The following is a 15,123-nucleotide window of genomic DNA, read 5'->3' on the forward strand; positions in this document are numbered from 1 at the left end:
TTGAGTTACGGAATTTATAAAAATAAAAAAAGCTACCCGAGTTTTTCAGACAGCTTTTTCAGATAGTTGAAATTTCTTATTTTGTAATAATAAGCTTTTCCGTTTTAATTGGCACTTTGTTAACAACAACTTTATACAAATAAATTCCCGCGTCTAAATCTTTAACAGAAACAGTGGTTTTGCTATCAGTTAATTTATAGTTAGCCACTTTGTTGCCAAGCAATCCGTAGATTTCAAAATAGATATCATTTCCGGTGATATTTTCTGATTCAATGGTTATATTGTCATTTGTGGGATTGGGATAAATATTGAAAGCAACAGATTCTGTGTTTTCTGTAATACCTGATAAATGGGAACCTTTACAAGGATACCCCGTGCAAATAGGATAAAAATATGGAGACCCCGTACAACCATTAGCATCTGTAACAACAACATTAGGACAACCATTTGCATTTGGTGAATAAGTAGTTTGTGTAATAGCTCCATTTGACCATAGATAAGTATATGGGCTGCTTCCGTTAGAAGGGCTTGCAGTATAATTGCACCCATCGCATGTCGGAACACCTGATACAGATACTTCGGGTTTGGGATTTCTGAATATTGTCATTCCGGTTGATGCAGTGCAACCTTGAGCTGTTGTAACTGTTAAAGTATAATTAGTTGTTATGGTGGGACAAACATTTATTGAATAAGATACAGCTCCAGTGCTCCATTTATATGTGTAGTTACAAGTATAATTACCTGAACAAATAAAAGAAGAACAAAAAGCCGAAATATTTGAACAACTTCCTGCACATCTACCCGGTGAGTAGCTTCCCATCAGAGAAACACATGGTTTTGGACTTAATGTAATTGTAGTTACATTACTATTTGTATTTGAGTTAAAGCAAGCATTATTTGATACTGCATTTAGTGTAACATTAATTGGACCGCCACTTGTATTTGGACTAATGTTAAGATTCAATACCAAATTTGTACAAAATGTTTCATCAATTGTTCCATATAATCCGTTTGCAGGAATTACGCATTGTCCCGAAGAATTAAAATTTCCACCACTTGCAAAACTCAATCCTGTAGGCAAAGCAGCTACTTGTAAAGTAATAGGATTTGCATTATTTGTGTTTGAGCATATCTGATAATTTATACTAACAGTACCACCAGAACATGAATTTGGTGAAGTTACGGTTGATGTAATAGTTAATGGCTTTTCGCAATTAGAGCGAACATCTATGTCATCTATTAAGATAAAACCTGTTGCATGTTCTGCACCTGTAAACATAATATAATTTATGTCGCTTCCTGTATTATTAACATAAGTACGTGTAAATGCAATAAAATTTGGATTAGTAATACTGGGCCAAGAACCTGTTGCATCATTGGTTAACGTAACATTTGCCATACATGTATGTGTATATGCTGTGCATGCCCCACCACCTCCGGCGCAATCTGTATTATTTAATGTGTTTGGAACACAAGGAGGATTAAATGAGCCAAGTATTCGCAATATTATATTTCCATTTATTCCGCCATTATAATTTCTTGATGCTTTAAATTTGATAGTTGTTGTACATCCGGGTGCTATTGGTCTTATTAAATGATAAACTATACCTTCAAAATGAGAATAAGAAGAAATAGAACAATATTGATTGCCATTAAAGTTTTCAATACCAGGAGAATTACCTAAAGGGTCTGTAATTCTAAAATTGCTATATGGATCCATTGATGGGCTGGGCATTCCTACCAAAAAACCTGTAAAATCACCATTACAAACAAGATTGCATTGATTTGGGTTGCAATCAAATTGTGGTGGATTTACATAAATTACAATATAAGTAATATTTCCTCTTTTACTACCACTTGTGTTTACAGGAATATAACGCAAAATAGCGTTTCCCGCAAAACCTGTTGGGGGAGTGTATGTAAATGATATCCCTTGTGTTGCTGATAAATTAGTGTTATTGCCGGCTCCCGAAGTAATTATTTCCAAACACTCAAAACGTGCAGGTAATATGGTTCCATTATTATCATTGTTTAAAACATTGCTTATTGTAATAGGTACTTTGTAATTTGTAGAATAACCAAAATCATTAACTCCAGCAATTCTTTCACCGCAAGTTGTAAAAGTATGGTAAATTCCCAAACCTGAGCTTGTGGTACCATAAGTTCCGCTTGTCTGGTAATCCAATTCGCATAAAACATTTACTTCTTCTTGCACAGGACTTCTTCTTGCCGGATTTTCTCCCGCTGATATGTTGGGTTGCATAATATAATTCGGATTAGGCGTACAGTTTCTATCGAAATGACTTAATGAAGAACCGTCAGTGCATCCACCTGTTGCCAATACTGGCAAGTCTAATCCTCCAATTCCAACAAATCTTATATTCTGACAACCGCTTGATAAATCACCTGTATTCGCAATAAACGACTGAATATAACAATTATTTGTTGATAATAGCATTGATTGTGTTGGAGTATTTCTTCTCAAATGCATATCCCATCTTGAATAATAATTTTTTGGTGCAAACCAAGATGCACCTGTTGAAGTAATATAAGATCCAATACCAAGCATATGCATTGCTTCGTGCAATGTTATTGAATATAAATCAAATTGGGCTGCTACAGGATAAATAGATAAATTTGTATTGAAATTCCAATCTGTTCTGAAGTTTAACGTTAATATGCCATGATAAAATACCATACTAGGGTCGCCATATAATAATTGACCAAATTGTGCAAAAGCATCTGCTCCGCCAGTAATTGTTTTCCAAACAGCAGCATCTATTATTCCACTATTATCATTTAGTTGGGCAAGAAGTGATTGTCCTGAACCAATCGCCCATGAAGTTGGGTTATTTTGAGATAAAACTTGTATTTTAACTAAACTTGTTGCCACAGTTGGTCTAACTATTAATTGCGATAAATCGGTAAAAACTTGCCGCACTACATTTCTTCTTGCAGTTCCGCTACTTGCATCAAAAAAACCAATGTTTGGTAATTGGAGAGGGTCAACAAATGTCAGTTCAAAAAAACCTGCTGTAACGACAATGTCCGCTCTCGTTCTCTTAATAATAACATCTTCTACGTTATAGGTTTTTCCATACTGGTCAAATATTTTGGGTTTAATGATTTGACCTGTTTTGTCTGATACCTGTCCCTTTAAACTTAGGGATACCACCAGGAAGAATAAAATAATGCTTCCTGCAATTTTTAATTTTGTTTTCATTTTTTGTTTGCTGTTTTAATTTCCGCCTACTCTTTAAGCTTTTCGGCATCCGCTTTGATTTTTAAATTTCAAAGCACAAATATATATTGCACTAACTTCTTGTAAATGATGGTTTCTTAAACGGCTGAGGTAATTTGACGAACGGTTGAGGTAAATTGACGAACGGTAAAAATAAGTAAGAAATATTTAGATAAAAGAAAATTATATGTTAATTTTCCGGCAGATAAAATTATATTTTGTAATAATATTACATATCAAATTCAGCAAGTAATTTATTAAAGTCTTTTTTGCAGCGGCGTGACACATATATTTTTTTATTATCCGAGCAACATATTTCACCTGATTTAGCATTATATGTTTTAATGTAATTTATATTTAATATAGTTGACCTGTGCACTCGAAAAAATATTTTATCAATAAGCAATTCTTCGATTTCCTTGATATTTTTTGAGACCATAAGGTTCTCGCCACCTTTGAGTATAACTTTGGAATAACTTCCTTCGGCTTCAACACATATAATATCACTTTTCATTACATAATATTTGCCGTCAAACGTAGGGAAGGAGATTTTATCTTCTATATTTTCTTTAAGTTTTAGCAATCTATTTTCGAATTGTTCTCTGTTTTCGTTTTGTTTAAAATTATTAACATACTTGTTCAGAGAGGTAATAAATTCATTTGAATCTATTGGTTTCAATATGTAATCTATGGCATTTACTTTAAATGCTTTTATGGCAAATTCATCATAAGCCGTAATAAAAATCACATCGAAATTTCTTTCTGGTATGATTTCGAGCATCTTAAAACCGGTCATTTCCGGCATATTTACATCAAGGAATAAAAGGTCGGGATTTTGCCGTTGAATTTCTTTTATTGCTTCTTTAGCTGAGATGCATTCAGCTACCAATTGAATACTTGGGAAATATTCATTTAATAATTTTTTAATATTAACGTGAGCATGAATTTCATCATCTACAATCATGGCTTTTATTATTCTGTTTTTTTCGAGCATAAAAAATGAATTTTTATTATGGCAAATGTAAAAAAAATAAATTGTTTTTTTGAAATTTTTAGCTTGATTTATAATGAGTAACAAAATATTTTATTGCAAATCACGGGTGGGTTTTTTTGCGAAGAGATAATAACTTTTTTAAAAATTGAGAGTTACCCTTGTACCCAAAGGTTGGTTGTTTTCATCTTTTAAATCTGTTACTTCAATAAACATTTTGGTTTTAAGATACGAGTTTATTGTTTCTATTCTTTCGTTAGTAATTATTGTAGCCAGAGATTTATGTGTTTTTGTTTTTCCCTGATTTATTTCCATTGACTTTTCCCTTCCAATGCCGTTGTCTTCAACCGCGCAAATTAATTTCTCGTTGACTTTTGTAACTTTAATATTTATAAACCCTTTGTTTTGTTTATGCATCAATCCATGAATAATGGCATTTTCAACAATGGGTTGAATAAGCAAAGGAGGAATGTTTATTTGTGCCGCATCAATATCACTGTCAACTTCAATATTATATTTGATATCACCCTGAAACCTCAGCGATTCAAGTTCAATATATAATTCAATTGCTTCGAGCTCGCTTTTTAATGAAACTGTTTTTTGTCTTGAGCTATTCAGCACAATACGCATCAAAGTGGCAAATTTGCCGAGATACAAACCTGATGAAATTTTATCATTTCCCATGATAAAATGTTGTATTGAATTTAGTGTATTGAAAATAAAATGTGAATTCATCTGACGTGTGAGAGCATGCTGCTGATATATCAGCATGTTTTGTTTCAATAAACTTCTGCGCCTGTATTCCATAAATAAACCGGTAATTATTAACAACAGAACAGCAACAATAAATGTTCTGAACCACCATGTTTCCCAATAAGGAGGTTTAATAAGAAGAGTAACAGCAGCGGGAGTGCTGCTCCAAACGCCATCTTCGTTGCAGGCATAAACCCGAAAGCAATATTCTCCCGGTGGCAGAAAAGGATAATTTATATTTGTGGAATTTGTATAAATCCATGCTTTGTCAATTCCTTCCATTTTAAGTTTATAAAGTATCTTTCCGCTGTTGCGGTACGCTAATCCATTGAATGAAATATTTATGTAATTCTTCTTATAAGTGAGTTCAAATTTATTTTGAAGACAGGTGTCTTTATCGTTAATTTTAATTTTATTTATATACACCAAAGGTGCAATTGTATTGGGCTTAAGTTTAAAATAATTAAAGTATGTCACTCCTTTAGATGTTCCAACATAAACAACAGAATCTTTTACAGTAACATAATTAACATCGTCGGATATTAAACCGTTAAGCGTTGTAATTTGGAAAATTTTCGAACTCCTGTTATTTTTCGGATTTAATATAATTTTATTCAAACCTTTGTTTGTTGCTGCCCATAAAATTCCATTCGAATAACATAAAGATTTAATCTGAGCGCCTGTCAATCCATTATCGGCATCAATTTGTATTATTGAATCGCCTGAATATATTAAAATTCCTGCATCATTAGTAGCTAAAAATAATTTATTATTAATTGTGCAGATGTCATTCATGCGCAATTGCAGAAGTTTATTTTTATCGCCATAGTATTTGTATTCGATAAAAATTTTATTTGTAGCAGAATTTATTTTTTCAATTCCTTTCCAAAGACCGTTAATTGTGGCGAGCCATAAGTTGCCGCTTTCATCTTTTGTAATACCAAAAGTTTTTATACCGAAAATAAATTTTTCACTTGAAATAGCGGATTGATATACACATTTATTGTTAATAATTTTAGCTATACCCATACTTGTAGATAAATAATAGCTATTGTTTTTATCAGGATAAAAAGAATATATATCACTAAAACCATCATCTTTAAAATCACTGTGTATTTTTTCTATTTTGTTGTTTTTTAAATAAAATAGTTTTTTGTCAATTCCTATTAAAAGCCAATGATTTGAAAAATCGTATTTAATCGTAGGAACATAGGAATATTCACTAAGCTTAATTGCACTCGTATCTTTATTATCAATAATCATCAATTTACTTTCTTCTTCAGCAATGTAAATTTTATTTTTTTCATCAACTGCGAGCATAAATTTTTTATTATCATTGCCTTTTTGTTGAATAAAAATGTTTTTAAATTCAAGTGAAGGAACATAATAAACACCGTCGTTCAATGAAGTAAGCCAAAGCCCGTTTTCATTATCAAAGAGAACAGATGAAATGGAACTGTTTTTAAAAAAATGCAATGGCTTTGAATTCATATCTCCGTTTTTGTAGCAGTACAATCCATCCTGATAAACAGAGAGCCATGTATTATTTTCTCTGTCGCAGCTTAGCCATATAATTTTTGATTGAAAATCAATATTTTTAATCAATTTATAATTTTTTATAATATGCAAATTATTGCAAATTGTTAATAAAATTTGATTCTTTGGATTTTCTATACAAAAGTTTGATGAACATGAAGTTGGTATTTCCGGAAAATAAATTTCATGGTTATGTATTTTATATATATTCCCAATATTGAAAGCAATTTCAAAACCAGACTTAAAGAAAATTGGTAGATAATACGTTCCAAAATGTGAATGTTTGCTTTTATTAACATAACCTTTATTAGAAATTTCAATTAGTCCATGATAACGAACGCATATAGTTGAATTATCATAAGAATCGACCCGAAAGCCGAATTTGCAATGCAATGCCGAAGGCACATTTTTTTCATTAATATATTTGGAAATGGAATCATTAAAAGTGTATGCGTAAATTTTACCATTATCAAAATACGATAGTTTAAAAGAAACAGGAATAAACCAAATCCTGCCTTTGTAATCCTCATACAATTCTAACACAGCGTTATCAGGTAATCCTTCGCGAGTTGAAAAATTTTGAAATTTATTTCCGTCGTAACGACTAACGCCTGCAGATGTAGCAAACCATAAAAAGCCATTTTTATCCTGAATTACATGATATACCTCCGTAGAAGGCAGTCCATTTTCAATTGTGTATTTCCGGTATACCGGTTCTTGTGAAGATGCTTCTGTAAAGATAAATATAGTAAAGAGTATGCAAAAGAAAATTTTCTTGAATAAAAAATAATTGAAAGCAGTCATTAAAAAATATGTAAGTTTTATAAATTAATCTATAGCTAAAAATATTATTTCTTTTAACAGGCAAATATATAAAATTATCATATTGTTTGAGTTGCAATATTTATAGAAATAAAAAAAGCTGCCCGAGTTTTTCAGACAGCTTTTCAGTTAGTTTATGTTTTTTATCAAAAAACAGAACTTTGTTTTATTCGGTTTTTATAATTCTCATTTTATAAAACGAACGCCAAACAAAGTATAATGCTATAATTAAAAATACAATTCCTACATACGGAGCAACTGGTCTGAAATTAGGAGAAATAGCTATTTCCATTGCAAGTAAACCAAATAAAGTTGTAAATTTAATAATAGGATTTAAAGCAACCGATGAAGTATCTTTAAATGGGTCGCCCACTGTATCGCCTATTACAGTTGCGTCATGTAATGCCGTACCTTTTTCTTTTAAATCAACTTCAACAACTTTTTTAGCATTATCCCAGCAGCCACCGGCATTTGCCATAAATATTGCCTGGAACAAACCAAATACAGCAATTGAAATCAGATAGCTCACAAAGAATGAAGCAGCAGCAAATGCAATTTTTGGTTCGGGATTATCAGCTTCATATCCTGATATAAATGCAAATGCTAAAGCAAAAGAAAAAATTGCAGGAAATATATTCCACATTCCATTTTGAGCATATTGAGTACAAATTTTTACAACTTCTTTTGATTTTTCTGTAGAAGCTTTTTTATCAGCATCTGCATCAAGATTTATATTTTTCTTGATGTATTCAACTGCACGATAAGCACCGGTTGTTACTGCCTGTATTGATGCACCGGTAAACCAGTAAATAACAGCACCGCCACAAAGAAAACCAAGTATTGTCCATGGATTTAAAACATTAAGAATAGTTTCGGGTTCAATGCCAAGAACATTTTTAATAACGAGAATCAGAGAAAAAATCATCGTTGTTGCACCAACCACAGCAGTTCCTATTAATACTGGTTTTGCAGTTGCTTTAAAAGTATTTCCTGCACCATCGTTTGCTTCAAGAAAATGTTTTGCTTTTTCAAAATCGGGTTTAAAACCAAACTCTTTTTCTATTTCCTGCGATGCATTTGGATTTTGTTCGATTAATGAAAGTTCATAAACCGATTGAGCATTGTCGGTAACAGGACCATAGCTGTCAACCGCAATAGTAACAGGACCCATGCCGAGCAAACCGAATGCAACCAAGCCGAATGCAAAGATTGAAGGATATATCATGTATTGGTCTAAACCGAAAGTACTTGCAAAATAAGCTACAAACATTAACAAGAAAAACACCATGCCCTGCCAGAAAGCGCTGAAATTGCCTGCAACCAAACCCGATAATATCGTAAGTGATGCACCGCCTTCTCTTGATGCAGTTACAACTTCATTAACATGAGCTGATTTTGGACTTGTGAATATTTTTGTGAACTCAGGAATAAGAGCTCCGCCAATTGTACCACAACTTATAATTGTTGAAAGAACGAGCCATAGATTTCCGTCCTGCGCACCTATTGATGTATCGGGACCAATTAAAAAATAGCTTGCAATAAATGTAACTATGATTGACATTATTGAAGTTATCCAAACCAGATTTGTAAGAGGTTTTTCAAAGTCAATATCATCTTTATTGCTGTATCTTGCTTTGCTCAAAAATCCATTGAGCCAGAAAGAAACAATGGAAGTAATAATCATAAGAATACGCATTACAAATATCCAAGTGAGAAGTTCTTTCTGAAATTCAATACCTGTAATTGCAAGAACAATAAAAGAAATAAGAGCAACACCTGTAACACCATAAGTTTCGAAACCGTCAGCAGTAGGTCCAACGCTGTCGCCTGCATTATCACCTGTGCAATCTGCAATAACACCGGGATTACGAGGGTCGTCTTCACCAATTTTAAAAACAACTTTCATTAAATCTGAACCTATGTCGGCAATTTTTGTGAAAATACCACCGGCAATTCTTAATGCACTTGCTCCAAGAGATTCACCTATTGCAAAACCAATAAAGCTCGCTCCTGCAAGTTCTCGTGGTACAAACAATAAAATAATAAGCATCATTATTAATTCTACACATATAAGCATTACACCAATGCTCATACCTGAGTTTAAAGGAATAGTAAGCAGTTTTAAAGGTTTTCTTTCAAGAGAAGCAAAAGCCATTCGGCTGTTGGCAAGAGTATTCATTCTTATTCCGAACCATGCCACGCCATAAGAACCAAGAATGCCGATAACTGTCCAGCCGAGAATTAAAAGTACTCCTCCAACTCCTTTTTCTTGTAGAAAACCAAAATAAAAACTAATACATACCGCTATAAATATAAAAAGATAAATTAAAAATTTTCCTTGCTGCAGTAAATATGTTTTACATGTTTCAAAAATAGTATTTGAAACATCAAGCATTGATTGATGTGCTCTGAGTTTTTTTACCCTTAAAAATTGATACAACCCGAATGCTAATCCCAGAAAACATATAATGAACCCGAACATCAACAATGTGTTTTGGTCGGGATTCAGTTCCGGAATTTTTAAATCGGCATCACTGGCAAAACATAAAACTGGACTAAACAAGCTAATTATAAAACTTGTAAACAAAATTTTCTTTTTCATAATTTTAAGATTTAGTTTTTAATAAAAGCTCAAAATTATAAAACAACTTTTAAAAAACAATTAAATATTTAATAACAATTGTAATTCAGCAAGTTTAAAATTAATGTGAGTTGCAGACTAAAACAATGGGGTTGTCATGTTGCAAAACAAATTTTACCGAGTCGCGAAGACTCAAAGGTTCAAAAATAAATATTTTATCTTTGCGTTTGCGCCTTAACGGTATATATGATACTTTTGAGGTCGTATGTTTGCATCCTCCACTTTGGTGTTATTTTGTGTTTTTGTGATTTGGTGGCTGTTTTTTTACTAAAACACACAAATCTACAGAAATAATTAGGTTTTAATACTTTTACATGCTGTATTAATTTGAGAATAAATTAACTGGGTTCCGAACACGCGTTATACATACATATTTTTTTTAAAAATTCATTGAAATTTTCTTAAATTTGCGAAATTTGGATAAAGAAAATAAAATTCAAAATAAATAAATGGATAAGATTAAGCTTGATATAATAGGAATATCATACAGTCAGACACAAACCGGAGCGTATGCTCTTATTCTCGGTGAAGCCGAAGGCAAAAGAAGATTGCCGATAATAATTGGGGGATTTGAAGCACAGGCAATTGCTATTGAACTTGAAAAAATGAAACCCACACGACCTTTGACACATGACTTATTTAAAAGCTTTTCAACTGAATTTAATATCAATATTACCGAAGTTGTTATATACAAATTTATTAACGGTATTTTTTACTCCAAACTTATTTGTGAAAGCCCCGATAAAATAACTGAATTAGATTCACGCACTTCCGATGCTGTTGCTATTGCCGTTAGATTCAATTGCCCGATTTATACATTTGAAAACATACTCGAAGCAACAGGAATTATTTTGGATGAAACAACTGAACAGGAAGAAAAATCAGCAGAAAAAGCTGAAATAAAAGAAATAAAAGAGACAGTACCCGAAAAAGAAAAGGAAAAGGAAAAACCCAGTGAATTTGCATCATATACTGTTAAAGAACTTGATGAAATGCTGATGTCTGCTATTGATGAGGAACTATATGAAAAGGCATCAAGAATAAGAGATGAAATAAATAAAAGAAAAGAAAGAAAAAAGAAGAAATAGAAAAGTTTGTTGTTTGTAGTTAGAAATGTTTAATAATAAACTTTGAAGTTTTGAGGTTGACTGATAAAAAATAGATTTATGGTTTAAAACAAAACAAACCACAAACAACGAACTCTTAAAATTAATTCCAAACAAATCCATTTCATGAGGCAATATCTTGATGCATTAAAACACGTTCTTGACAACGGAGTAAAAAAAGAAGACCGCACCGGAACAGGTACATATAGTGTTTTCGGCTATCAGATGAGATTTGCTCTTCAGAATGGATTTCCACTGCTTACTACAAAAAAACTTCATCTGAAATCAATAATTCACGAATTACTTTGGTTTTTAAAAGGTGATACAAACATTAAATATTTGAATGTTCATAATGTTTCGATATGGAATGAGTGGGCTGATGAAAAAGGCGAATTAGGTCCCGTATATGGACATCAGTGGCGTTCATGGGATACTCCAGATGGAAGTATTGACCAGATTTCACGGATTATAAAACAAATAAAAAATAATCCCGATTCGAGAAGAATTATTGTGAGTGCATGGAATGTCGGGCAAATTGAGAAGATGGCTTTACCTCCATGTCATGTACTTTTTCAGTTTTATGTTGCAAACAATAAACTTTCATGCCAGCTATATCAAAGAAGTGCAGATTTATTTATCGGCGTGCCTTTTAATATTGCTTCGTATTCGCTACTCACAATGATGATTGCTCAGGCATGTAATCTTGAATACGGGGAGTATATACACACATTAGGCGATATGCACTTATATGCAAATCACGTAGAACAATCGAAACTTCAGTTGACACGTACTCCCAAAAAATTACCATTAATGAACATCAATCCTGAAATAAAAGATATTTTTTCTTTTAAATTTGAGGATTTTACTCTAGAAAATTACGACCCGCATCCACATATTAAAGCTGATATTGCAGTATAAATCCAATATTATTATTTATTTAAAAAATCAAAAAAAATGGAAAATCAAAATTTAAATCCCGAAATTCAGCCGAAATACGCAGGTTTCTGGCTGAGGTTTGTTGCAATTATTATTGACGGCTTGATAATTGGAGTGGTGAAATTGATTTTAATCGGTCCTTTTATAGCCATGATAGGTATTACTTCTGTATGTTCTTTGTCATGCATGAAACAAGGATGCTACTCCTCTCAATGTGAAATTGCCAACTTATTAGGACCAATTATTGGTGCTGCATTGATTGCAAATTTTATTACTTTGGTAGTAGGATGGTTGTATTTTGCATTCATGGAATCATCTGCACAACAAGGAACTCTTGGCAAGATGGCTCTGAACATAAAAGTTACTAATCTCAATGGTGAAAGAATAAATTTCGGACAGGCAACAGGTCGTTATTTTGGAAAAATTGTTTCGGGTTTGATTTTATGTATTGGTTATATTATGGCTGGACTTACCGAGAAAAAACAAGCACTTCACGATATTATGGCAAATTGTCTTGTTGTTAAAAAATAAATATTGCTGATTTGGTGTAATAATACATAGTTTTAACCTTTGTGAACTTTGTGTAATCCTTTGTGTTCTTTGTGGTAAAAAAATATAACCACAAAGTCCACAGAGAAAATTTCACAAAGAACACAAAGGATTATACTTGATTAAAATACTAAAAACAAAATAACTTAAAAATTATTTTTATGAAAAAACTTATTTTATCTGCACTAACTTTTGCAATGTTTTCTTTTTTTATCAACTGCAAAAATTGTAAAAAACCCAATGAACAATCGGAAATATCAAAAAATATGGAAAACAAAATAAAAGAGCTTATAACGGTTAAACTTACAACTGACCTTACAAAGCTCACATCAAAAGAAAAGCAAATGCTTCCGATTCTTATTGAGATTTCAAAAATCATGGATGATATTTTCTGGGTTGAAACTTTAGGTGATAAAGAAAAATTCTTCAATGGCATATCCGACAGTTTGACAAAAAAGTTTGCAGAAATAAATTATGGTCCATGGGAACGACTTGATGGTGACAAACCATTCGTTTCTTCTTTTGGCAAAAAACCACTCGGAGCAAATTTTTATCCAACCGATATGACAAAAGAAGAATTTGAAAAACTTAAAGATAAAAATAAAACAAGCCAGTACACATTGCTGAAACGAAATGATGACAAGTCATTGAAAGTAGTTTGGTATCACGAAGCATTCAAGGAAAAAATCGAAAAGGCAGCATCTTTACTTAAAGAAGCAACAAAACTTGCAGAAGATGAAGGATTTAAAAAATATTTGAATATGCGCGCTGAAGCATTGCTCACAGATAACTATCAGCCAAGCGATATGGCATGGCTCGATATGAAAAACAATATGATTGATTTTGTTGTTGGACCAATTGAAACTTACGAGGATGGAATATTCGGCTATAAGGCATCACATGAAGCTATGATTTTAATTAAAGATAAAGATTGGAGTAAAAAACTTGATAAGTATATTGCAACACTACCTGAACTTCAGAAACAACTTCCTGTTGATGAAAAATATAAAGCCGAAAAACCGGGTACAAATTCCGATTTGAATGCTTATGATGTTATATATTATGCGGGAAATGCTAATTCCGGTGGAAAAACAATTGCAATTAATTTACCTAACGATGAACAGGTTCAATTGAAAAAGGGCTCAAGAAGATTACAGTTGAAAAATACAATGAAAGCAAAATTTGACAATATACTTGTTCCTATTTCCGGTGTCTTGATTGATGAATCACAAAAAAAATACATCAAGTTCGATGCTTTTTTTAATAATGTTATGTTTCATGAAGTTGCTCATGGCATCGGAATTAAACAAACGATTAACGGAAAAGGCAGCGTGAGAGAAGCAATGCAGAATACTGCATCGGCATTTGAAGAAGGTAAAGCTGATATTCTTGGATTATTTATTGTAACAAAACTTATTGAAAAAGGAATTGTTACAGATTGTACTACCGAAGAAAATTATGTAACTTTCATGGCAGGACTAATCCGTTCGGTTCGCTTTGGAGCTTCTGATGCTCACGGAAAAGCAAACATGATGTGCTTTAATTATTTTGAAAACATGGGTGCTTTCAAACGAAGCGGCAACGGAACTTATAAAGTTGATTTTGAAAAAATGAAACTTGCAATGAATTCATGGTCAAAGGAAATTCTGGAAATTCAAGGTAATGGTTATAAAGAAAAAGCATTGAAATATTTGAATGAAAGCGGAATAATAAAACCCGAACTGCAGAAAGACATTGAACGACTTAAAAATGCTAACATTCCTAAAGATATTGTTTTTGAACAGGGAAAGGAAGTTTTGGGATTGTAAAGTTTATTGTTTAATTGTTGAATTGTTATAAGAAATATCAACAATTTAACAATTAAGCAATGTGACTTTTTTATATGAAAGATAAAAAAGCATTTGATTTTTTAAAAGAGAGCATAATAAATGATTAAACCGAAAATATTCTTAATACTATTTTGTTTTCCCTTATTGATTTATTCACAAAATTTTAAAGGTGGAATACTTGCAGGGTTAAGTGCAAGCCAGATTTCAGGCGACAAGTTATATGGTTTTAATAAAGCGTCTCCAATAATCGGTGGGTTTACTAAATTAAAGTTTGATGAAAATAATTCTTTAGAGTTCGATTTGTATTATATTGGTAAAGGCAGCCACAAAACAATTGATACGATTAGTTTTGAGTTTTACACATTAAAACTAAGATATGTTGAAGCATTATTTTTATATCGTTATCATATAAAATACTTTTTTATTGAAGGTGGAATTTCTTTTGCAGTATTAGCATATTCAAGTGAGGAGTTTGAATACGGAAAATATAAACCGGGAGTTGACCGACCTGCATTTAATAAATTTGATTACAGCTATCATGTGGGTTTAGGTTATCCTGTAAGTAAAAAATTAATTTTTTCGGCAAGATTCTCAAGGTCAATAGCTCCTGTCCGCGGACAAGATTTGAGTCAAAGTCAAGCAAGGTTAGATCGTTTACAATTTAATTCCGTTACATCTTTTACTTTGAGTTATCAGTTTGGAAAATAGAAATAAGTTTC

The 15,123-nt window shown here is 32.1% G+C and carries 9 protein-coding genes; 5 read left to right on the forward strand and 4 right to left on the reverse strand.

The window, feature by feature from the left end:
* Positions 1-76: 76 nt before the first annotated feature.
* From WC223_00400 to WC223_00415, 4 genes are all read right to left on the reverse strand, one after another.
* Entirely contained in the window at positions 77-3,223 is a 3,147-nt protein-coding gene (locus WC223_00400) for a T9SS type A sorting domain-containing protein (protein MFA6922688.1), read from the reverse strand.
* 247 nt (positions 3,224-3,470) lie between these two features.
* The gene (locus tag WC223_00405; GenBank protein MFA6922689.1) at positions 3,471-4,235 is read right to left on the reverse strand and encodes a LytTR family DNA-binding domain-containing protein; all 765 of its coding nucleotides are present in this window, start codon (positions 4,233-4,235) and stop codon (positions 3,471-3,473) included.
* 138 nt (positions 4,236-4,373) lie between these two features.
* Positions 4,374-7,325, reverse strand: coding sequence for a two-component regulator propeller domain-containing protein (locus WC223_00410; GenBank protein MFA6922690.1), 2,952 nt, complete (start codon positions 7,323-7,325; stop codon positions 4,374-4,376).
* Between the two features lie 184 nt (positions 7,326-7,509).
* Positions 7,510-9,945: a sodium-translocating pyrophosphatase gene (locus WC223_00415; protein ID MFA6922691.1), complete on the reverse strand. Its 2,436-nt coding sequence runs from the start codon at positions 9,943-9,945 to the stop codon at positions 7,510-7,512.
* Positions 9,946-10,433: 488 nt separating this feature from the next.
* On the opposite strand from WC223_00415, the gene WC223_00420 reads away from it, so the two are divergent.
* The 5 genes from WC223_00420 to WC223_00440 all read left to right on the forward strand — a co-directional run bounded on the left by WC223_00420 (position 10,434) and on the right by WC223_00440 (position 15,112).
* The gene (locus WC223_00420; protein ID MFA6922692.1) at positions 10,434-11,072 is read left to right on the forward strand and encodes a bifunctional nuclease family protein; all 639 of its coding nucleotides are present in this window, start codon (positions 10,434-10,436) and stop codon (positions 11,070-11,072) included.
* Positions 11,073-11,216: 144 nt separating this feature from the next.
* Positions 11,217-12,008 (forward strand): thymidylate synthase, encoded by a 792-nt coding sequence (locus WC223_00425; protein ID MFA6922693.1) that lies wholly within the window; start codon positions 11,217-11,219, stop codon positions 12,006-12,008.
* Between the two features lie 36 nt (positions 12,009-12,044).
* The gene (locus WC223_00430; protein MFA6922694.1) at positions 12,045-12,557 is read left to right on the forward strand and encodes an RDD family protein; all 513 of its coding nucleotides are present in this window, start codon (positions 12,045-12,047) and stop codon (positions 12,555-12,557) included.
* Positions 12,558-12,736: 179 nt separating this feature from the next.
* Complete coding sequence (locus WC223_00435; GenBank protein ID MFA6922695.1) at positions 12,737-14,383, forward strand: Zn-dependent hydrolase; 1,647 nt, start codon at positions 12,737-12,739, stop codon at positions 14,381-14,383.
* Between the two features lie 120 nt (positions 14,384-14,503).
* Positions 14,504-15,112, forward strand: coding sequence for an outer membrane beta-barrel protein (locus WC223_00440; GenBank protein ID MFA6922696.1), 609 nt, complete (start codon positions 14,504-14,506; stop codon positions 15,110-15,112).
* Positions 15,113-15,123 lie beyond the last annotated feature (11 nt).

Source organism: Bacteroidales bacterium (genome assembly GCA_041671145.1).
GTDB lineage: Bacteria > Bacteroidota > Bacteroidia > Bacteroidales > JAHJDW01 > JAQUPB01.